The following is a 22,838-nucleotide window of genomic DNA, read 5'->3' on the forward strand; positions in this document are numbered from 1 at the left end:
TACATTACAAATGCGCAAGCACTTCTTTCAATGAAGTAAACTCCTTGAAATTAGCATGTTCGATACGATGGTCGATTTGTTCAAAAGCCCAAGTCGTATGAAACGGAACGTGAAAACCGTGTCCTCCCATGGTCAAAACTGGCAATACGTCAGACTTGAGTGAATTACCAATCATGACAAATTCTTCGGGTGCTATGTCGAGGTGTTTGATGAGCTTGCGGTAATCGACCTCACGCTTTTCACTCATGATTTCGATGTGGTGAAAATAATGTTCCAAGCCCGATTTCTTCAATTTTCGTTCTTGGTCTAGCAAATCGCCTTTGGTGGCCACCACCAGCCGATACCGCCCCGAAAGCGAATGTAAAACATGTTCAACGTCGTCCAGAAGTTCAATCGGTTTTTCGAGCATTTCTTTGCCAAGTCCAATGATTTTTTCAACGACGTCTAAACTAATGGTTTTCTCCGACACCGACATGGCCATCTCTATCATACTCAGAATAAAGCTCTTCACCCCGTACCCATACAACGGAAGGTTCTGAATTTGCATTCGATACAACTCTTGAGAAACTGTATGGTGGGGTAAATAATCCTCCAATAAGGCACAGAGTTTTCTTTCTGTTTCGTAAAAAAAAGGCTCATTTACCCACAATGTATCATCCGCGTCAAACGCTACAACTTTTATGCTCATTTACGTATTTTTTTGCAAAAATACACAACCATTAGATATTCCACCAATACGTCAGCTTGAGCACCAAGGCTCGATTTTTAACCATGAGATTTTCGGGCAAATAATTATCGGTATAAACGATAAACAAATCAGACGCAGGCTGATAACGCCACTGCAAACGCGTGTTTAGGTTGACATTATCTGCTTGATTGTTGTATTGCACAAAAGTCGTCCAGAAAAGATTGTTGCGGAATGTCACATCCACCCGTGGCCCTAACAACAACAACTCCACAGGTTTTTGCAAATAAGGTACGTTGATGATGTTGTAATCCACCGAAAACTTGGTAGCGACGTACGGCTGAAAACGATAGCCCAGCGTGGTTCTTAAATTGAGGCGCGTTCCGTCGGCATAAAAGCCACCATAGCGCGTTGCAAACGAATACGTAAATCGGTTTCGAGGGCTTGACGTAAACTCTGTTCCAAAAGAATTCCAATAATGTTTAGTCCCTGCAGCCAATTTTTCACGGCCCGTGTTGGTTGGATCAAAAGGCGCCAGAAGTTGCACATAATTCGTAGCAACCCACGCCATTCCTATTGCACGGTTGCGAAAATTGAAATTATAGGCCATAAACGTCTCGTTATCTGTCAAACGGCCTGATTTGTTCCAAAACAACGTTGACTGTAATAAAGGCCCGTGGCTGATTAGTAGCGGGGAGTTTACAAAAAACAAATACCCCACGTTTGGTGCCATCATCTGATACCCACGACGGGCGGCATTGGGGACATAACCTACTTCGGCATTGTAATTTTCTCCCACATATTCCTGGCGCCATTGCCAAAAGAAATTGGCTTTGTTATAGTTCAAAATACTCGCAATAGCCACGTCATTACCCGAAACGTTTGGACTGAATGATTTCAAAACGGTGGCTTTCCCCGTCCAGATGTTATTGGCCGAGGCTAAGTTAAACTCGGCTCCTACGTTTCGATTAAACGCCGATGCGCCTTTATGTACACTTTCATCGAGGTTTAACGACTGTTTATTCACCATCAACAAGCCTACGTTCGAGCGAGCAAACACCTTGCGTTGCAAGGCCACCACCGCGAAGTTTTGGGCGGGTGTTGCCCCGTCCTCTTTGGTTTGCGTGTCCAACACACCAATTCGCCAATTTTTATCCAATTTCCCACTCAAACGTGCTCCAAATAACAACGGCACGCCAAGTCCAATCCGACGGGAAAAGAAAGGCCGCAACGTGGCAAAACCAAAGTTGGCGAACAAATCCGCATTTTCAAGGAAAAACTGACGCCGTTCGGGGAAAAATAACTCAAAACGATCGAGGTTGGTTTGCTGCACGTCCACTTCCACTTGAGAGAAATCAGGATTCACAGTTAAGTCTAAGTTGAGCGATGAGTTGAGGGCAATTTTAGCATCACCACCAATATTTGGCTTAAAGTCAGTTGGTGTTTTTGCTAATTGATTTTTAGAAATACTCATCAAAGCGTAAGGAATCAAAGAGATATTTTTTCCAGCAGGTGGCAAAGGCTTATCCCACACCAATACCCCAGCATATCCTAAATTGGCCGATTGAAACTGACGCGGAACGGGCGCCCACGCCGATTTTTCATTGGTCGCCAAGTCCAAACGACTGCCGTTAATACCCCAGCGTAAATTATCGGGGCGATAGCGAATGGTTTTAAACGGAATAGCCGCTTCCCACACGTAGCGATCTTCATAGTTGCGCGTTACACAATGCCATTTATTGTCCCAGTTAAGGTTTATCATCGTTCCATCAGCCTCTTGTCCGTCCCAAATCGCCCCTGCGGCACTTGCCCCAAACGAATAGCCATTGGTGAGGTCTTCAAACGTATCGAGCACCACAAAAAAATTATCGTTGAGCCCAAAATTAAAGTCCCGTTTTAACGATTCAACCACAAAAGAGCCTTTTACCGCCTTGTAGCAAACCGCAATGATGTATAAATTATGTTGGTCGTAGCAGAGGCGCATTTCGGTTTTGTTGCGCGCTAGGCTTGTGTCCATGGGAGTCACCATGTGAAAATCTTTCGCCAGCTCTGTCTGTTGCCAAGCGGCATCATTTTCTAGGCCATCGATTTTAATAGCCCCTTTGGCTTCAAAAATGTGGTATTGAAATTTTTCGTTTTTCTTTTGGGCAAACGTAAGAAGAGAAGTGCAACAAAGCAGTAAGCACAAAAACCGATACATGGTCTGAAGTTTGGATAGATAGGTTGAAATCAATGAAAAAGCGTGCGGCTTAATGGAGACCATCAAGCCGCACAAAATGAAAAAATAAAATGCTGCGTTTTTTACTCGGCTTACTGATACGCTTCTGCCACTTGGCGTTGCGTTCCAAGTCCCTCGATGCCTAATTCAACAACATCGCCCGCTTTGAGGTATCTTGGCGGCTTAAAGCCCAATCCGACTCCAAACGGCGTTCCTGTTGAGATAACATCGCCAGGAAGCAAGGTCATAAATTGACTTAGGTAACTTACCAACGTTGGGATTTTAAACACCATGTCATCGGTATTTGAGTCTTGCAACATCTCCTCATTTACTTTCAACCAAAGGCGAAGTGTATGAGGGTCAGCGATTTCATCTTTGGTTGCCATGAAAGGCCCAAGCGGGGCAAAAGTATCGTTGCTTTTACCTTTTACCCATTGACCACTGCGTTCGAGTTGAAACTCACGCTCCGAGTAGTCGTTGTGTAAGATATAACCCGCTACATAGTCCATGGCATTGGCTTCATCCACGTAGCTGGCTTTTTTACCAATCACGAAAGCCAACTCTACTTCCCAGTCTGTTTTGACAGAATTACGCGGGATAATGACGTTATCGTTCGGGCCGCACAAAGCGGAAGTTGATTTAAAGAAAATAACGGGTTCTTTTGGCACATCCATCCCCGACTCTGCCGCGTGTTTGGCATAGTTCAAGCCGATGCAAACAATTTTTGAAGGGCGCGCGATGGCCGAACCAAGACGAACATCCTCCGAAACCTCAGGGCAAGTATCTGCGTGAATGGTGAGCCAATCAGCCAAGCGAGCAAGGCCATCGGTGGCAAAAAATGCCTCGTTAAAATCTTCGCCAAACGCTGCTACGTTTACTTTACGGCCATCCGACAAAATAACTCCCGGTTGTTCTTGTTCAAATGCGCCAAAACGAAATAGTTTCATTATGGAAGTGGAAATAAATGAGTGATGATTGATTAACTTTCAATACTACGAATTTATAAGCATTTCGTACCAAAAATCTAACTGGAAATCGGAGTCGCAAAAAAAAGTTAAAAATATTTTCAACTTTAACTCACTCACTGTCTGCCATTTAAAAAATATTTTAAAAATATTTTCACATCAGCACTTGCGTCGTATTGTCAAACCACGTACTTTTGCACCACGATTTCAGAACAACGCAGACAACGAAACGAAAAAAGTTGAAAGCAGTAATGAAAAAGTAGGATTCCGTAGCTCAGTTGGTAGAGCAATACACTTTTAATGTATGGGTCCTGGGTTCGAGTCCCAGCGGGATCACAAAAGAAAGAAAAAGCCTCAAAACGCACTGTTTTGAGGCTTTTTTGTTGGGTTATTTCAGCGCCCGCCTTGGTACAAGACCTTCTTTTTTTCTTCCAAAGTATATACACCTTTCCATTGCGTTAGAAGATAATTTCCATTGCCCCAAGTTCCTGCACCGTTATCTTGGAGTGGCGACAAAATAATGGAACTGTCTGCCAGTGTTGGCAAAAACAATTCCACCTCTCCCGCATTTTCTTTGGCATCATCGGCAAAAATCACAAAGGCCGAAACCGTCTGATTTAAGGTCGTATCTTGAGGGTTAAGGCGAACACCCTGCTCAAATAATCGCACACAATTATTTTTTACCGACGACCAAGTATAGCCTGCCGAGCCTTTGCAACCGTGTTTGTCGAGATCACCGCCAACAATCGGCACCTCCGCTACTTTGGTGGTATCATTTTGGGTACTTTCACCTTGCTGCGTTTGGCACGCACCTAAACCCATGAGTAGCGCCCAACAAATTGTGTTCTTCATTTTATTTTTTGTTTTGATAAGCAAATTAGGTTCTCCCTAGAGAAGTGGTAAAAAAAATAAATCTTCTTGAATTCAGGGTATAGAATCGAGAAAATATCATTTTTACTTAGTAATAGTAAAAATAACCATATTCTAACTACTCAGTAAATCAATGAAGAAAGTACTACTATCGTTGGTCGCCTGTTGGCTGGTACTTGACGTAATAGCCCAGACAAAAATTACGCTCAATAGTGACTTAGCCAAAACTCAAATCAACAAGCACATTTACGGGCATTTTGCTGAACACCTTGGGCGTTGCATTTATGGTGGCATTTATGTAGGCGAAGGGAACACAAAAATCCCTAACACGGCAGGGGTTCGTAACGACGTCATTCAAGCCTTAAAAGACCTCAAAATCCCCAACCTTCGCTGGCCTGGGGGATGTTTTGCAGATACATACCAATGGAAAGATGGAATTGGTCCAAAAGACAAACGCCCTAAAATGGTAAACGTTTGGTGGGGAGGCGTAACGGAGGACAATAGCTTTGGTACGCACGATTTCCTCGACCTCTGTGAGCGTATCGGAGCTGAGCCATATTTGGCTGGCAACGTTGGGAGCGGAACAGTCAAAGATTTGGTTGATTGGGTTTCCTACGTTAATCATCCAGGGGGTAGCCCAATGGCCGAGCTTCGTAAACAAAATGGCCGTGAAAAACCGTGGAATGTTCAACTTTGGGGAGTCGGAAATGAAGCCTGGGGCTGCGGTGGAAATATGACCGCTGAGTATTACGCGAATATTTACCGCCAATACGCCACATTTATGGCCGACTGGAACAACACTGGCAAGCTCTATCGAATTGCCTCAGGAGCAAGTGACGGCGATTACCAATGGACAGAGACATTGATGAAAAACATTCCTCATAACATGCTTTCGGGGGTTGCATTGCACCACTATTCTGTCATTAGTTGGACTGACAAAGGCCCTTCTGTTAATTTCAACGAGCAGGAATATTTTAAAATCATGGATGAGGCTTGGAAAATGGAAGAGTTTGTGACACGACATAGCACCATCATGGACAAATACGACCCTGAGAAAAAAGTGGCCTTGATTGTCGATGAATGGGGCGGCTGGTACAGCGTAGAACCTGGCACCAATCCTGGGTTTTTGTACCAACAAAATACCATGCGTGACGCGATGATTGCAGGTCTAACGCTTAACATCTTCAACAATCACGCTGATCGTGTTCGGGGAGCTAACCTCGCCCAAATCGTCAACGTGCTTCAATCGGTTATTTTAACCAATGAAGAGAAAATGTTGCTCACCCCAACGTACCACGTGATGAAAATGTACAACGTTCACCAAGATGCACTGTTGGTCCCTATCAGCATTGAATCGCCATCTTACGAGTTTCAAGGAAAAAAATTGACGGCAGTTTCTGCTTCTGCTTCAAAGAATGCCGCTGGCGCCCTGACAATCTCGCTGACGAATATTGATTACAGCAAGCCACACGAAATAACCATCAACTTACGAGGTGATGAGTTTTCAAAAGTGTCAGGTCAGATACTCGCTTCTGCTAAAATCAATGATTTCAATAGTTTTGAACAACCCAACAAAATCACAGTAAAGGAATTTGCAGGTGCGAAGCTCGACAAAGGAGTGTTAAAACTTACGATTCCTGCCTATAGTGTCATTACGCTAACACTCAAGAAGTAATTTTTGTCGTTAAATCAAGTTAAAGTCCCCATCAGCATCGCTCATGGGGACTTTTGTGTTATATAACAGGGCATCTTATGATCCCCTGTTATGATATATTACTTACCCTTATCTATTACATGTTGTCAACAACCTTACTTCTTTACTTTTTTTATCGTGAAAGGCACACATATTGCTTTGGTAGGACAACAGTCGCCTTCAAAGAAAATAAATGAACAACACCCCGCCGTTGGACAAGCAACATTGGTCGCTGTGAAGCGATAAGTACCTGCTTGGGTCACTTGCAAAACGGAGGTAGTTGCATTCGGAATCGGTTGGTTGTCTCTGTACCATTGAATGTTGGTATAGCCATTCGGGATTGAAAGCTCAAAGATTTGTCCAGCACAAATTGGAGCGGGTACTGTCACGCAAGTTCGATCAAAGTCGTCTTCGGTTTCGACGCCATTATTGGGAGTAGAGTCGACATCCCCTTGATCTGCTTTAGAAATTTCTGCGGTGAAATACTGCACTCCAGTCTGCGTTACTTGGACTCCGATAGACAATGTTACTATTTGACCTACTGCGATGTTCCCAATAGTCCACGTACCCGTACCTGAATTATACGTACCTGTAGCGGTTGCAAATGTCTGGAAACTCATACCCGCTGGTAAAATGTTCTTTACTTCTACTCCTGAAGCAGGATTTTGGCCTTCGTTTGTGACAGTTACGGTCAAAGTAATAGTTCCATTCAAGCCTGGTTGTTGGTTGTTGGTCGCAACTGTAAGAGATAAGTCTATGTTACAATCTTGTACAGTTACAATCACAGGAGTACGAGGCACCGCAAGGCAGTTAGTACTTACCCCCGTTAAGGCTACATAAAACGTATCTGTCACGGTGGCTATGCCAGTAGGTGTATAGCTTAAACCAGTGGCTAAAGCAGAACCACCTGTAGCATTGGCAAACCATTCCGCACCTACACCTTGGGTATTACTTCCACTAACCGCTACGTTCAACGCTGAAAATGCTCTACCTCTACATGCTGTGGCATTGGGAGTTAGGATATTTACTTGGGGACAAACACAATTAGGTATTATTACCGAAACCGTGTCGCGGCAAGTCAAAGAGTCTGACTGAACTTGCAACACAAATCGATACTCACCCGAGGCTGTCATGCCGCTCACCAATCCTTCTGGTGTGGTTATGCTTACTGTCGTGTTGGGCTGCACACTCAATACTTTCCATTTTTGACCCACGGTTGCATCAACCAAATTGGCTGTAGTGGGAGGAGTGGTGGCGCATATTAAGGTCTGATCAGGGCCAGCGTTGGGTTTCACACAGGGAGTGGTACAAGCAGCATCAGGCCCCAATTTATCCACAAACTGCTCTAAAGGAATGACGTTTCCACTAATAGCCTGCCCAGAGCGTGAGTAAAAACTACAAGCGGTATTGAGTGATGCAAGTGTTTTTGCGACGGTTACAAATGGGTCTGTTTTAGCTAAAATTCCTACTGGTCCCTGACAAGAATTTCCCCTGAAGGTAAAAAGTGAAACGGGCGTGCCACTGACAAAAGAACCATAATTTACTTCAGTAGGTGTTTTGCCAATCACATAGTAAAGGTAGTTCGGATCTAAATTGCCCGAAGCAAACACGGCTTGATTCCCGAGCTTCAAAGGATTTTTTTCCCAAGTCCCCCGTATATCTGTAATGTTCTGAATCACAAAATCTTTAGGAACTTTCAACGAGACTTGTGCTGTCGCGCCAAACTCATTGGCATCGCTATTGTTGGTATTTGGTGTAGCGTACCTAGGCACTACCCAGGCCGTATAAGTCTGACTAGAAGCATCATAAGTCAATTGGTAGTTGACTTGATTTGTCGAGAGTTGTTGCGCTACTACGGGAACAAAGCAATGAACCCAAATAAGCCCAACCCAAGCGAGTGTAAATAATCCGTTTTTCATTGTAGTCTGTGTTTATTGCGTTGAATTTTTTAGACGTCCCAGGGGCATTACGCCCCTGGATGTATCCATGCTTATTTAGGTAACTGTTCCTGAATGATGAAGAAGTTCTGTTTGAGCATGTTCCCATTATGGTTATTGATGACGTTTTGATAGATGTACTCTACGTCATTGGTTGTCCCTTGGAAAATCACTTCTCCGTCCATGTTGATATCACCCGTGTAGTATCCTGTCAAAATGTAGAAAGGCAGCAATAACGGATTCCCCATTGCGGCAATCACCTGCTGATAAATGACATTGACGTCGTTGTCTGTGCCTTGATATATAACTTGACCGTCATAAAGGGCGTTTCCTGCCCAAAGGGCTTTTCCCTGAGCGACATCCACTTGTGATTGGTGAATCGGAGAGTTAGCCAACACATAGGTAGGAGTGGCTGCCGAACGAAAATCAACCATAGAAACGACCTGCGTTAATGGCAGGGCAGTTTGTGACATAACTCCCAAGTGGTTTCGGTGACGAACCGCTACGAAATAGTCGGCTGATGTAAATGTGTTGAAAGTAATTGGCGACGTTCCGTCAACTTCTACAATGTCCCCGTCGCGTTGCAGTAAAGCCGAACGACTATCGACCACAATTGTTGAGTCATCGGCGTCGCGCAGTTCAACAAACACCCAATCCACAATGGCATCTGCTCCAGTGACGGTAAGTACGGTATTGGACGTAATGGTATCGGCGGCAGTAATTGGATTCCAGGCTACGTAAGGCGATTTTCTGGGAATCAAGTTTTTAACCCGTAAATCATCGCGCATCAACGGCCCAGAGAACACACCAAATAACGAACCTTGCAGATATACTTTAGGCAACAACCTTAACGAGCAATCTTGGGCATTAACAGTTGCCATCACCCTGCCTGTACTGATAGCCGTTGGACAAGTAGGGTCGGTACTACGAGCTTGGGCGTAGAAGACCGTATTGGCCGAAACATTACCCGAGGGTTTGAAATTGAGGCCAGTAAATACTGGCGTACCTCCTGTTGCCTGCGTGTACCATTCTACCGTAGCTAGTCCGAATACTGTCGCTTTGAGCGTTGAGAAAGTATCTCTAATACAAGATATTATACTTGTCGTAAGCAATATTGGTAAAGCTGGAGTACAGTTACAATTCGGCCCTGTAATTAGGGTATCAAATTTACAAACCGCACTTAGGCTATCGGTAATCTTAATCGTCGCTCCCGAAGGAATGCCCACCACTGTGTAAGGATTACTGCCAGTCAAAACTCCTCTATTGGCTTTTATGGCTCCAACTTGGCCAGTAACACTGAACGTGATGCTATAAGTCTGAATATCTGCCGAACAAATCGCTGCACCTGTTAAGGTTACTTTTGATTTTATGCAAGGAATCAACAACACCGTCGGATCATTGGTGGGGTCGGTATCGGTCGTTCCGTCTAACTTCGGTGATTCAGTCACGTCTGGGTCGGTAATTGGAGTGGCGTTGCCGTCCGTACCCGCATCAGAGACATCCGTTACTGGGGTTGCTGGGTTGCCATTCGGCAAATTCGGTGGCGTGCCACTGGCCGTAGCCGTGTTTTGTACTCCCCCCGCGACGATGTCGGCTTGCGTTATCGTGTAGGTACCCTTGAAAGTAGTGGCATCCGATGCGCCAATGGCCAAACTGATTGGGCCGCCTGTGAGGTTAGTTCCCAACAATAAATCGCTGATGCTTACCGCCGTCAACGGCACGTTCCCTGTGTTGGAAACGGTGAAAGTATAATTAATGATATCACCCAATACGCCCACGGGTCCAGCGGAAGTCACCGAAGCAATGCTTTTGATTACTTTAATCGAAGGCGAAGGCGCTATCAACAACACCGTTGGGTCATTGGTCGGATCGGTATCAGTCGTACCGTTCAACTTGGGTGATTCTGTCACCTCGGGGTTGGTAATTGGTTGACCCGTATTGTTTGTTCCCGCATCAGAAACATCCGTTACTGGGGTTGCTGGGTTGCCGTTGGGTAAATTCGGTGGCGTGCCACTGGCCGTGGCCGTGTTTTGTACTCCACCCGCGTTGATGTCGGCTTGCGTTATCGTGTAAGTACCCTTGAAGGTGGTGGCATCCGATGCACCCACTGCCAAACTGACTGGTCCTCCCGTGAGGTTAGTTCCCAACAATGGATCGCTGATGCTTACCGCTGTCAATGGAACATTCCCCGTGTTGGAAACGGTGAAAGTATAGTTAATGACATCGCCCAATACGCCCGCTGGTCCAGCAGAAGTCACTGATGCAACGCTCTTGACAACTTTAATCGAAGGCGAAGGCGCAATCAACAACACCGTTGGGTCATTGGTCGGATCGGTATCAGTCGTACCGTTCAACTTCGGTGATTCCGTCACGTCAGGGTTGGTAATTGGAGTGGCGTTGCCGTCCGTTCCCGCATCTGATACGTCAGTGACAGGCGTGGCTGCATTGCCGTTAGGCAAATTCGGTGGTGTACCCGTGACAGTCGCCGTATTCTCAATTCCCCCCGCATTGACATCCGCTTGCGTAATGGTGTAAGTCGCAGTCGCTGTGCCTGTTCCGCCTGGCAATAACGTCGCAGGACTTACCGCTGCATTGCTCAAACTGAGTTTGGCATCCGTCAAAGACACCCCTGTGAGCGTCACGTTGCCCGTATTGGTAACAGTAAACGTATAGTTGATAACATCCCCTACGCCGCGACCTGTAGGAGCATTATCCGTAATGGAGGCAATGCTTTTGATTAACTTTATCGAAGGCGCTGGCGCAATCAACAACACCGTTGGGTCATTGGTCGGATTGGTATCGGTCGTGCCGTTGAGCTTGGGCGATTCAGTCACCTCGGGATTGGTAATTGGAGTGGCGTTGCCATCCGTTCCCGCATCTGATACGTCAGTGACAGGCGTGGCGGCATTGCCGTTGGGTAAATTCGGTGGTGTACCCGTAACCGTCGCCGTATTCTCAATTCCTCCCGCGTTGACATCCGCTTGCGTGATGGTGTAAGTCGCAGTCGCTGTGCCTGTTCCGCCTGGCAATAACGTGGCAGGACTCACCGCTGCGTTGCTCAAACTCAGCTTAGTATCGGTCAATGACACTCCTGTGAGCGTCACGTTGCCCGTATTGGTAACGGTAAAGGTATAGTTAATGACATCACCTACGCCGCGACCTGTTGGTGCATTATCCGTAATGGAGGCAATGCTTTTAATTAACTTAATCGAAGGGGCTGGCGCAATCAACAACACCGTTGGATCATTGGTCGGATTGGTATCGGTCGTGCCGTTGAGCTTGGGCGATTCTGTCACGTCAGGGTTGGTAATGGCCACCGCGTTGTTGTCTGTTCCTGCGTCTGAAACATCCGTGACGGGCGTGGCTGCATTGCCGTTGGGCAAATTCGGTGGCGTACCCGTCACAGTCGCCGTATTCTCAATTCCTCCCGCGTTGACATCCGCTTGCGTGATGGTGTAAGTCGCAGTCGCTGTGCCTGTTCCGCCTGGCAATAACGTGGCAGGACTTACCGCTACGTTGCTCAAACTGAGTTTGGCATCCGTCAAAGACACCCCTGTGAGCGTCACATTACCTGTGTTGCTAACGGTAAAGGTATAGTTAATGACATCACCTACGCCGCGACCTGTTGGTGCATTATCCGTAATGGAGGCAATGCTTTTAATTAACTTAATCGAAGGGGCTGGCGCAATCAACAACACCGTTGGGTCATTGGTCGGATTGGTATCGGTCGTGCCGTTCAACTTAGGCGATTCTGTCACGTCAGGGTTGGTAATGGCCACCGCGTTGTTGTCTGTTCCTGCGTCTGAAACGTCCGTGACAGTTGCAAGAGGCCCACTTGAAGGTGTACCCGTGACAGTCGCCGTATTTTCAATTCCGCCCGCGTTAACATCTGCTTGCGTGATGGTATAAGTGGCCGTAGCTGTGCCTGTTCCACCTGGTGCAAGTGTACTGGGGCTCACCGCTACGTTGCTCAAACTGAGTTTGGCATCGGTCAAAGTAACCGCCGAGAGTGACACGTTACCCGTGTTGGTAACGGTGAACGTATAGTTGATGACATCCCCTACGCCGCGACCTGTGGGAGCGTTGTCAGTTACTGAACTGATGCTTTTGATTAACTTAATTGAAGGCGCACTACAATCAGGGTCAGGGCCTAACTTATCCACAAACTGTTCTAACGGTATTACGTTCCCACTTGTAGCTTGTCCCGAACGTGAATAAAAACTACAAGCTGTATTGAGCGATGCCAACGTTTTGGCTGCCGCCACAAAAGGGTCAGTTTTCGCTAAAACTCCTACCGCTCCATAACACGCATTGCCTTGAAAGGTAAAAAGAGAAACGGGCGTACCGCTGCTGAAAGGGCCATAGTTGACTTCCGTTGAGGTTTTTCCAATCACGTAATAGAGATAATTGGGATCTAACCCTGAAGTTGAAAATGCTGGCTGAGTTCCTAATTTTACTGGGCTTTTTTCCCAAGTCCCCCTTATGTCAGTAATATTTTGAATGACAAAGTCTTTGGGAACTTTCAGAGATACCTGCGCTGTTGCCCCAAGCTCATTGGCTTCGGGATTGTTCGAGTTGGGCGTGTTATACTGTGGTACAACCCAAACCGTATAAACCTGCGTGGAGGAATTGTAAGTCAATTGGTAATTGACTTGGTTTGTTGAGAGATCTTGCGCTATTGCAGGAATAGTTCCTAAAATCAACGCAAGCCCAAACCAAAAGAGATGATGTAATTGTTTTTTCATGGGGTAAGACTATTAAGTAGTTCTTTTTTGGTTTTATGTGGGGGAAAATATTTCCCCCACACAATTGCTTTTGTATTTACTTAGGCAACTGTTCCTGAATAATGAAGAAGTTTTGTTTGAGTGAGTTACCACCGTGGTTGTTTATGACGTTCTGGTAGATATACTCTACGTCATTGGTTGTTCCTTGGAAAATCACCTCCCCGTCCATGTTGATGTCACCAGTGTGGTAGCCTGCCAAAATGAAGAAAGGTAACCCAATCACATTGGCTGCTGCCCCGATAACTTGCTGATAGACAACATTGACGTCGTTGGCAGTACCTTGGTAAATCACTTGGCCATCATAAAGTGCATTCCCTGCCCAAAGTGCTTTCCCTTGTACCACATTCACCTGCGATTGATGAATGGGGGAATTAGCTAAAACATAGGTTGGGGTTGCTGGTAATCTGAAATCGACAACTGTAGCAACATGCGTTAATGGCAGTTCATTCTGGGTCATAACCCCCAAGTGATTACGGTGTTTGACAGCCACAAAGTAGCTTGCTGGAATGGCACTGGTGAACACAATAGCGGAAGTACCATCTACATCTACAATATCTCCATCTCGTTGTACAAGCGCCGAACGGCTGTCGATAACCTTAGTAGAGTCTGTTGCACTTCGAAGTTCCACAAATACCCAATCCACGATGGCATTTTGTCCAGTAACTGTCAACACTGTGTTTGAGGTAATGGTATCGGCAGGCGTAATCGGATTCCAAGCTAGGTAAGGTGATTTTCTTGGAATCAAGTTTTTCCCCCGCAAATCATCACGCATCAAATTACCCGAGAATACCCCAAACAACGAACCTTGTAAATACACTTTTGGCAAGAGTGCCACCTTCGTGACTTGCAAAATCGTGATGTAAACCGTGGCAGTATCGCACAGATTCGGCGTTCCGTTGTCGCAAACCTTATAAATGAATCGGTCAGGACCTACATAGTTAGGATTTGGCGTATAAGTATAAGTACCATTAGGGTTGAACACCACCGTACCATTCGCTGGATTGGTCAGTTTGGTAAACACCAGCGGGTCATTGTTAGGGTCGCTGTCATTCGTCGCTACGGTGCCACTTACTGGTACATTGACTTGGGTAACGTTGGCGTCATCCACGGCTACTGGAGGATCGTTGCCAGGAATCAATGGCAGTACATCAATTGTCACCGTTGCCGTGTCACAAGCACCTTTGACGTCACAGAGCACATACTTGAAGCGGTCTTTACCCACAAACAAGCCCGTTGGCGTATATGTAAAACTGCTGTCGGCTGGGTTATAAACCACCGTACCGTTGGTCGGGTTAGTGATTCTAGTCACCGAAGCAAACTTGTCGCCTTGCGGGTCAAAGTCATTAGCCAACACCCGTACTTTTACAGGTACGCCTACTTGCGTTTGCGTAGCATCGTCGTTAGCCACTACACTGTTGATGGTGATGATTGGTAAGATGTCAATGGTCACCGTTGCTGTATCACACAAACCTGCGCTGTTGCAAACCACGTAGCAGAAATTGTCTGTACCTACAAAATTGTTGGTTGGCGTGTAAGTATAATTACCGTTGGCTTGCATCACCACTGTGCCGTGTTTCGGTGGACAAATGGTCGGTATCGACGTGTTAACTGTCAATGGCAAGCCTTGCGGGTCATCGTCGTTGGTCAACACATTGCCAGATACTGGGATGTTGATTGGCGTATTGTTAATATCATCAGTAGCTATTGGTGGTGATACCAATACCGTGATGTAAACCGTGGCAGTATCACACAGATTCGGTGTTCCGTTGTCGCAAACCTTATAAATGAATCGGTCGGGGCCTGCGTAGTTGGTATTTGGCGTGTAGGTATAGGTTCCGTTAGGGTTGAACACCACCGTACCATTCGTTGGATTGGTCAGTTTGGTGAACACCAGCGGATCGTTGTTAGGGTCGCTGTCATTCGTCGCTACTGTGCCACTTACTGGTACATTGACCCTTGTGACGTTGGCGTCGTCAACCGCTACTGGTGGATCATTACCAGGAATCAATGGCAACACATCTATCGTTACGGTGGCCGTATCACAAGCGCCTTTCACGTCACAGAGCACATACTTGAAGCGGTCTTTCCCCACAAACAAGCCCGTTGGCGTGTACGTGAAACTGCTGTCAGCTGGGTTATAAACCACCGTACCGTTGGTTGGGTTAGTGATTCTAGTCACCGAAGCAAACTTGTCGCCTTGCGGGTCAAAGTCATTGGCCAACACCCGTACTTTTACAGGTACACCCACTTGCGTTTGAGAGGCATCGTCATTGGCCACTACACTGTTTTTCGTCACCAATGGAATAATGTCAATGGTCACCGTTGCTGTATCACACAAACCTGCACTGTTGCACACCACGTAGCAGAAGTTGTCTGTGCCTACGAAGTTGTTGGTTGGCGTGTAGGTATAGTTACCGTTGGCTTGCATCACCACTGTACCGTGTTTCGGCGGACAGATGGTCGGTATCGACGTGTTAACTGTCAATGGCAATCCTTGTGGGTCATCGTCATTGGTCAAGACATTGCCAGATACAGGCGTATTGATTGGCGTATTGTTAATGTCATCAGTCGCTATTGGAGGAAGAGCCAATACCGTGATGTAAACCGTGGCAGTATCGCATAGATTCGGTGTTCCGTTGTCGCAAACCTTATAAATGAATCGGTCGGGACCTACATAGTTGGTATTCGGTGTATAAGTATAAGTTCCGTTAGGGTTGAACACTACCGTTCCATTTACTGGATTGGTCAGTTTGGTAAACACCAGCGGGTCATTGTTAGGGTCGCTGTCGTTCGTCGCTACGGTGCCACTCACTGGTACATTGACCCTTGTGACGTTGGCATCATCCACGGCTACTGGTGGATCGTTGCCAGGAATCAATGGCAACACATCTATCGTTACGGTGGCCGTGTCACAAGCACCTTTCACGTCACAAAGCACATACTTGAAGTTGTTCTTACCTACAAATCCAGCAGTTGGTGTGTAAGTAAAACTGCTGTCGGCTGGGTTATAAACCACCGTTCCGTTGGTCGGGTTTGTGATTCTGGTCACTGAAGCAAACTTGTCGCCTTGTGGGTCAAAGTCATTGCCCAACACCCGTACTTTCACAGGAACACCCACTTGCGTTTGAGAGGCATCGTCATTGGCGACCACACTGTTTTTGGTCACCAACGGAATAATGTCAATGGTCACCGTTGCTGTATCACACAAACCTGCACTGTTGCAAACCACGTAGCAGAAGTTGTCTGTGCCTACGAAGTTGTTGGTTGGCGTATAAGTATAATTGCCGTTGGCTTGCATCACCACTGTACCGTGTTTCGGCGGACAGATAGTCGGTATCGACGTGTTAACTGTCAATGGCAATCCTTGCGGGTCATCGTCGTTGGTCAACACATTGCCCGATACTGGGATGTTGATTGGCGTATTGTTAATATCATCAGTAGCTATTGGTGGTGATACCAATACCGTGATATAAACCGTGGCAGTATCACACAGATTCGGTGTTCCGTTATCGCAAACCTTGTAAATGAATCGATCGGGACCTGCGTAGTTGGTATTCGGTGTATAAGTATAAGTACCGTTAGGATTGAAAGTCACCGTACCATTCACTGGATTAGTCAGTTTGGTAAACACCAGCGGGTCATTGTTAGGGTCGCTGTCGTTCGTCGCTACGGTACCACTAACTGGTACATTGACCCTTGTGACGTTGGCGTCGTCAACCGCTACTGGTGGATCATTACCAGGAATCAATGGCAACACATCTATCGTTACGGTGGCCGTGTCACAAGCCCCTTTGACGTCACAAAGCACATACTTGAAGCGGTCTTTACCCACAAACAAGCTCGTTGGCGTGTAAGTGAAACTGCTGTCGGCTGGGTTATAAACCACCGTACCGTTGGTCGGGTTAGTGATTCTGGTCACCGAAGCAAACTTGTCGCCTTGCGGGTCAAAGTCATTGGCCAACACCCGTACTTTTACAGGTACGCCTACTTGCGTTTGAGAGGCATCATCATTGGCCACCACGCTGTTTTTAGTCACCAATGGAATAATGTCAATGGTCACCGTTGCCGTATCGCACAAACCTATGCTGCTGCACACAATGTAGCAGAAGTTATCTGTGCCTACAAAGTTGTTGGTTGGTGTATAAGTATAATTACCGTTGGCCTGTATCACCACTGTGCCGTGCTTCGGCGGACAAATGGTCGGTATCGTTGTGTTGACTGTCAATGGTAATCCTTGCGGGTCATCGTCGTTGGTTAACACATTGCCAGATACAGGCGTATTGATTGGCGTATTGTTGAAATCGTCGGTGGCAACTGGAGGACGTGCGCTTACGGTGATGATTAAATTTGCGTCATCACACAAACCCGTTGGATCACAAACTTTGTAAGGAATCGTAATAACTCCCACAAAGTTTAATGCTGGGGTAAAGATAAACGAACCATTGCCTGTTGTGTCCCATACAAGTGTTCCTTGACTTAATAACGGAGAATCCAAAGGGTCAAATAATAACTCGGCCAACGTATTGTCAGGGTCAGAATCATTGGTAGCGACCGTTCCAGTGAAAGGCGTATTGAAAGGAGTCGTGTACGGGTCATCAACTGCAACTGGCGGCTGACAATTCGGAGCTGTCAACGTACCAGAGGCAGTGGCTGTACATCCATTGGCATCGGTTACAGTTACTGTGTAAGTACCCGCTGGTAAGCCCGTTAAATCTTTCGTGGTAATGCCACCAGGAGACCATGAGTACGTGAATGGCCCCACTCCACCTGTCACCACTGAAAATGCTTTGCCATCAATTCCTTGGCAACTTTGATTTTCAACTGATACACTAACCGAGAGCGCAGGGGCACTACCTACAGTCGCAGATATGCTACGGCTACAACCCAAGGCATCAGTTACGGTAACAGTGTAAGCACCAGATAGTAAGTTTGTTGGATCTTGGACGTTCGCGATAGCGGTTGGGCCAGTCCATACGTAGGTGAATGGAGCAACGCCATTTTGAATAACCAAATCAATTGCCCCTTTATTGGTACTGCACGAAGAGTTGTTTGTAACGTTGACAAACAGTTCTATTTCAGTAGTCGGTTCAGTGATAACAACAGAGGCAGTAGCCGTACAACCATTGGCATCTGTCACGAATACATTGTATGTGCCTGCCCGTAATCCCGTTGCGGTCGCTGTCATCGCTCCATTGGACCAATTGTAGGTATAAGGAGCCGTTCCGCCACTACCTGTAACGGTTGCCTCACCGTCGCTACCTCCCTTACAGCTTACGCTTTTTGTTTGTGCAGCAGAAGCAGTTAAAAGCGTAGGTTGAGTAACGGCGCTTGCTGTCAATGTTTTCACACAACCAATCGCATCCGAAACAGTCACTGAATACGTCCCAGCTGACAAGCCCGAAATATCTTCGGTAGTAGCGCCATTTGACCAGCTAAACGTAACGGGTGCCACACCACCAGTAACGATGAGGTTTACCCGACCGTTGTTGTTACCAAAACAGCTAATTGGCGTAGTAATTGAAGAAATTGAAAGACTTGAAGTATTGTTGACAGTAAAGGTTTTAGAAACTTTACATCCCGTATTGTCGGTCACTTCTAAGGTATAATTACCCGCTATTAAATTGGTGCGATTTTGTGAAGTCGGACCATCTATCCATTTGTAGGTGTAAGGAGCAGAACCACCCGTTACTGACACTGTGATAGCGCCCGTTGCACTGCCAGAACAAAGGGCGTTGGTGATTGCCCCCGTTATGATGATTTGGATGGGTTGTCCAACCGAGGTTTGGAACACTTCCTTACATGCGTTTGCGTCGGTCACTGTCACCGAATAATCTCCTGCGGGCAAATTAAACAGGTTTTGACTGGTCGAACCATTGCTCCACAAATAGGTATAAGGAGGTGTACCGCCGCCGTTTGTTATCGAAATCTCACCAGTGGAAGCACCAAAACAATCCGCATCAGTAGGCGTTATCGTGGCAGATATTGGGGCAGTTGGGCCAGAAATTGTAAATATGTTAGAAGTAACCGAACAGCCATTGGCATCCGTCACTACGACATTGTAATCCCCAGGATTCAGCCCACTAATATCTTGAGTAGTGGCACCCGTGTTCCACCCATACGTATAAGGCGGTGTACCGCCAGAAGCGTTGATATCGATACTTCCATTTCCATCTCCAAAACACAACACGTCAGTTGTGGAAACAGGCACGACCGAAATCAAAGAGGCAGGTTGTGTAATCACCATGTTCGTTAGCGGGAAGGTACATCCTTTCGCATCCGTGATGGTTACGTTATACGTACCTGCTGGACGATTAATAATATCTTTGGTCGTTGCGGTAAAGCTACTGGGGCCTGTCCATGCGTATGTGTAGGGAGCAGTACCACCAGTGACAGTCAATACAATTTGACCATTTGTGCCATTGCGACAACTTACATTGGAAATAACCCGAGTGGCACTTAAAGCGGCACTTGGCTGCGTGATGACAATGGTTTGCGTGGCTATACAGCTGTTGGCATCGGTAACTGTTACTTGGTAAGTACCTGCTCCTATTGCGGAGAGGTCTTGAATATTACCCGAAAAAGTAATTGAGTTACGCGTCCATGCGTAGTTGTAGGGAGCAGTACCACCCGATACGCTTAAATTTATACTTCCTGTTAAGCCGCCGAAGCAATTAACGTCCGTTTTAACATTATCAAGAACAATCCCAGCAGGCTGTGTGAGGGTAGCACTTGTCGTACTTACGCATCCTGTGGCATCTGTCACGGTCACACTGTATGTTCCAGCGGCTAGTCCCGTTCTATCTTGGGTAGTAGCTCCATCAGACCACAAGTAGGTATAAGGAGCGGTTCCACCCGTCACCGTCACGTCTATAGTTCCCGTGCTTGCACCGTTGCAGGTTACATCTGTCTTTGTGTTTGTCACAGTTGGCCCATTGGTACTGATGACAGCAACGGTGGTCGTCTGAAAACAGCCTTTTGAGTCCGTGACCGTCAGGGTATAACTACCACTGCTCAAATTAGTTAAGTCTTCAGTGGAGGCTCCGTTATTCCAATCATAATCATAGTCAGGTGTTCCGCCACTCACGGTAATGTTAATGGCACCGTTTGATTGGTTACAAGTAGCATTCGTAACCGACGCAGTGGTCAGCACGGGATTATCTGCTACCGTTACGTTCACAGTCGCAGTAGCCTGACAGCCCGAAGCATCCGTGACCACAACTGTATAAGTACCATTGTGGAGGGCAGCATTCGCGTTGAGGATGCTGGGGCTGGCGCTGGATGAGGTAAAGTTGTTTGGCCCCGTCCAAGCGTAAGAAACTCCTCCCGTAGCCAACAAACCGATTGTTCTGTCTTTACAAATCGGCAAGACAACAGAAGCTTGCGCCATTGGCTGAATTACATCTACGTCGATGCAGGTCTGGGCACTTTCGTTACAATTATTCACCGCCACAACGCACACTTGGTACCTGCCAGGCGTGACACCCGTCCAATTCACCGTGATTTGTGGCGTACCCTGCCCTGCTGTGATAATTGCCCCAGAAGGAACTGTCCAAGTATAGGATATATTGGCAGGATCGGGGGTAACCGAGAAGACCTCAGCGACACTGCTCCGACAAATATCAATGGGATCGCAATTGCTAGGAGCATTCAACACAATGTTGCCACTCGCAACTGTACAGCCTTTAGAATCGGTAACGGTTAGGTTATACGTACCAGCGGCTAAACCCATTCGGTTACTGGTATTGTTGGCTCCAGGGATGTCTGCCCAGTCGTAGGTATAGGGAGCTGTTCCTCCAGTTACGGTAGGGGTGATGCTTCCTTGGGCAAAACATTGGGGCTGTACGGTTGATTGGCTCACGGCCAAAGCCGCCGAAGGCTGCGTAATGATAAAATTTACGGTTTCCTCACAACCCCCATTATCCTTCACAGTAACCGTGTAAGCGCCCGCAGTTAGGCTGGTAAACGTACCAGAACTTCCAAAAGAGCCACTTCCCAGTTTGTAGGTGTATGGTGCAAGCCCATTTGCCCCTGCAACGGTGACCGAACCTGTTGAGGCACCAAAGCAATTGATATTGGTTTGTGATGTTACGGAAGCAGTGATACTACCACAGAATAAGGTAAGCGCCGCTGAGCGTTTGAATCGAACGCAATCATTGGAACTATGCGTAACCACCACGTAATAATTATTTCCGTATAAACCCGTACTGTTCGAGATACTTAGCGTAGCCGTTGTTACGCCACTATACACCCCCGCATTGGTCAGGGCTGTTCCACCAGCGTCAGGGTCACCGACATACCACTGGTACAATAGACCCGCGTTCGAGTTACCTGCCGTACCGTAGCTGGGCGTACCGCTACTGTAGGAGGTGGCGTTATCACCGCGAGCGGAGATGCTGAAAGTGGCTGGCGCAGCCGCAGCCACTGATTGATTGCTCGGATTGGTCACAATCACAACCCGCGTAGCTACTTGACTGCCTCCAAGGGTTTGCCCCCCACCCGCAGCTGTTGGAACACCGTTTGTACCCACTCCCCCAGTCAGTCTGCCATTGGCATCTACCGCTGTAAGAGCAGCCCCACCTTCGATGGCGTCGAAGCAACCATCTCCGTCGGAATCGTTATCCAATGAATTAATCAGGCCATCTCCGTCTGTGTCACTAGATCCCTCCACCGTATCCAAAATGCCGTCGTTGTCATCATCCAAATCACAATCATTTGAAATATTATCCCCATCGGAGTCGGGTAAATTGCCAATCGTTTGGGAGGAGAGCGTTGTTTGGTTGGTTATATTATTCGCGTCTCGTATCTGCACCGTATAAGTCCCTGCTACAAGGCTATTAAATACATTACTACTTTGCCAAGTGCCAGAGTTGATTCGGTATTCGTACGTACCGCTTCCTCCAGTTGGATTAGAAACGGTGATTGATCCGTTGGCCACACCGATACAGGCATCCGTTTTACTGGCCGTTCCGCCTACTGGTGGCAACGAGTAGTTGACAATAAGCTGCGGACGGTTAGACGCAACAGCTGCATCATCGCTGTACATGTAATACCATGATTCTTCTTTGTCACCTACAAGGGTTTGGGGTACTATACCCAAACCATAATTCGGGGAGGTATTGTTATACCACTCTTGCACTAACGTTGTAATAGTGATATTATAAACTGTACCCGGAGCATCAGACGCACCCGCCGTCAGTGTGCCATAGTTAGTGCCTGCATAACTCCCTCCAGTCCAGCTACCACTTCCAGGACTGTTCCAAGTGGAAGATCCTGACTGAGTGGCATTACAGGCGCTCCCTTCTACCCAATCAGTAGTCACCCTTCTGATGATTGATGGGAACGACGAACCTTTTTCATTGTCAAATCCTGTTCCATCTGGTGCGTGTACCATTTTCAGGGTTGCTGAGGTGATGGTTGCCCCAGCAGGGATAGCCGACAAATCAAATTGAATGAGGGGATTCATCTGGTAATTGGTCGCATTGTCTGGACCGATTCCAGGGCATGAGCCGTAGTTTCTGGTATTAGTCCCTTTGTAAAGCTGCGTTGATTTGGTTGAGGTAATGGTCGCAGTCTGGGCATGGATAACCCCCACAATCCAAAAAAACAGGCATAAAACAACCGTGATTCGCGACAAATAATAATAAATCTTCGCAGACCTTATCATTATTTGCTTAGTTGTATAAATT

8 protein-coding genes and 1 tRNA gene are annotated in these 22,838 nt (G+C 46.8%); 2 read left to right on the plus strand and 7 right to left on the minus strand.

The features are described from left to right. Positions 1-4 precede the first annotated feature (4 nt). The 3 genes from AC23N5_RS26095 to AC23N5_RS26105 all read right to left on the minus strand — a co-directional run bounded on the left by AC23N5_RS26095 (position 5) and on the right by AC23N5_RS26105 (position 3,850). On the minus strand, positions 5-688 hold the full coding sequence (locus AC23N5_RS26095) for an HAD family hydrolase (protein ID WP_472486967.1): 684 nt from the start codon (positions 686-688) through the stop codon (positions 5-7). A 31-nt stretch (positions 689-719) separates the two neighbouring features. Further along, positions 720-2,885, minus strand: a complete 2,166-nt coding sequence (locus AC23N5_RS26100) for a DUF5916 domain-containing protein (protein ID WP_487757794.1) — start codon at positions 2,883-2,885, stop codon at positions 720-722. Positions 2,886-2,995: 110 nt separating this feature from the next. After that, positions 2,996-3,850 carry a fumarylacetoacetate hydrolase family protein gene (locus AC23N5_RS26105; RefSeq protein ID WP_183978619.1) on the minus strand — a complete coding sequence of 285 codons (855 nt, stop codon included), beginning with the start codon at positions 3,848-3,850 and terminating at the stop codon, positions 2,996-2,998. Between the two features lie 281 nt (positions 3,851-4,131). Here AC23N5_RS26105 and AC23N5_RS26110 point away from each other — a divergent pair. Then, positions 4,132-4,204, plus strand: a tRNA-Lys gene (locus tag AC23N5_RS26110). Between the two features lie 57 nt (positions 4,205-4,261). Here AC23N5_RS26110 and AC23N5_RS26115 read toward each other — a convergent pair. Beyond that, the gene (locus AC23N5_RS26115; protein ID WP_487757795.1) at positions 4,262-4,720 is read right to left on the minus strand and encodes a hypothetical protein; all 459 of its coding nucleotides are present in this window, start codon (positions 4,718-4,720) and stop codon (positions 4,262-4,264) included. Between the two features lie 151 nt (positions 4,721-4,871). Between AC23N5_RS26115 and AC23N5_RS26120 the strand changes: the two genes are divergently transcribed. Further along, positions 4,872-6,413, plus strand: coding sequence for an alpha-N-arabinofuranosidase (locus tag AC23N5_RS26120; protein WP_487757796.1), 1,542 nt, complete (start codon positions 4,872-4,874; stop codon positions 6,411-6,413). A gap of 134 nt (positions 6,414-6,547) precedes the next feature. On the opposite strand, the gene AC23N5_RS26125 is transcribed toward AC23N5_RS26120, so the two are convergent. The 3 genes from AC23N5_RS26125 to AC23N5_RS26135 all read right to left on the minus strand — a co-directional run bounded on the left by AC23N5_RS26125 (position 6,548) and on the right by AC23N5_RS26135 (position 22,816). Continuing rightward, the gene (locus tag AC23N5_RS26125; protein ID WP_487757797.1) at positions 6,548-8,350 is read right to left on the minus strand and encodes an Ig-like domain-containing protein; all 1,803 of its coding nucleotides are present in this window, start codon (positions 8,348-8,350) and stop codon (positions 6,548-6,550) included. 71 nt (positions 8,351-8,421) lie between these two features. Continuing rightward, the gene (locus AC23N5_RS26130) at positions 8,422-13,113 is read right to left on the minus strand and encodes a DUF7507 domain-containing protein (RefSeq protein WP_487757798.1); all 4,692 of its coding nucleotides are present in this window, start codon (positions 13,111-13,113) and stop codon (positions 8,422-8,424) included. Positions 13,114-13,189: 76 nt separating this feature from the next. Beyond that, positions 13,190-22,816, minus strand: a complete 9,627-nt coding sequence (locus AC23N5_RS26135) for an Ig-like domain-containing protein (protein WP_487757799.1) — start codon at positions 22,814-22,816, stop codon at positions 13,190-13,192. Between the last annotated feature and the right edge of the window lie 22 nt (positions 22,817-22,838).

The sequence above is a fragment of the Runella sp. R5_40 genome (genome assembly GCF_057652295.1).

What these genes read in the sequence shown, in the direction of transcription:
- AC23N5_RS26095 (WP_472486967.1), bottom strand. Translation starts at nt 688, where the DNA reads ATGAGCATAAAAGTTGTAGCGTTTGACGCGGATGATACATTGTGGGTA.
- AC23N5_RS26100 (WP_487757794.1), bottom strand. Translation starts at nt 2,885, where the DNA reads ATGTATCGGTTTTTGTGCTTACTGCTTTGTTGCACTTCTCTTCTTACG.
- AC23N5_RS26105 (WP_183978619.1), bottom strand. Translation starts at nt 3,850, where the DNA reads ATGAAACTATTTCGTTTTGGCGCATTTGAACAAGAACAACCGGGAGTT.
- AC23N5_RS26115 (WP_487757795.1), bottom strand. Translation starts at nt 4,720, where the DNA reads ATGAAGAACACAATTTGTTGGGCGCTACTCATGGGTTTAGGTGCGTGC.
- AC23N5_RS26120 (WP_487757796.1), top strand. Translation starts at nt 4,872, where the DNA reads ATGAAGAAAGTACTACTATCGTTGGTCGCCTGTTGGCTGGTACTTGAC.
- AC23N5_RS26125 (WP_487757797.1), bottom strand. Translation starts at nt 8,350, where the DNA reads ATGAAAAACGGATTATTTACACTCGCTTGGGTTGGGCTTATTTGGGTT.
- AC23N5_RS26130 (WP_487757798.1), bottom strand. Translation starts at nt 13,113, where the DNA reads ATGAAAAAACAATTACATCATCTCTTTTGGTTTGGGCTTGCGTTGATT.
- AC23N5_RS26135 (WP_487757799.1), bottom strand. Translation starts at nt 22,816, where the DNA reads ATGATAAGGTCTGCGAAGATTTATTATTATTTGTCGCGAATCACGGTT.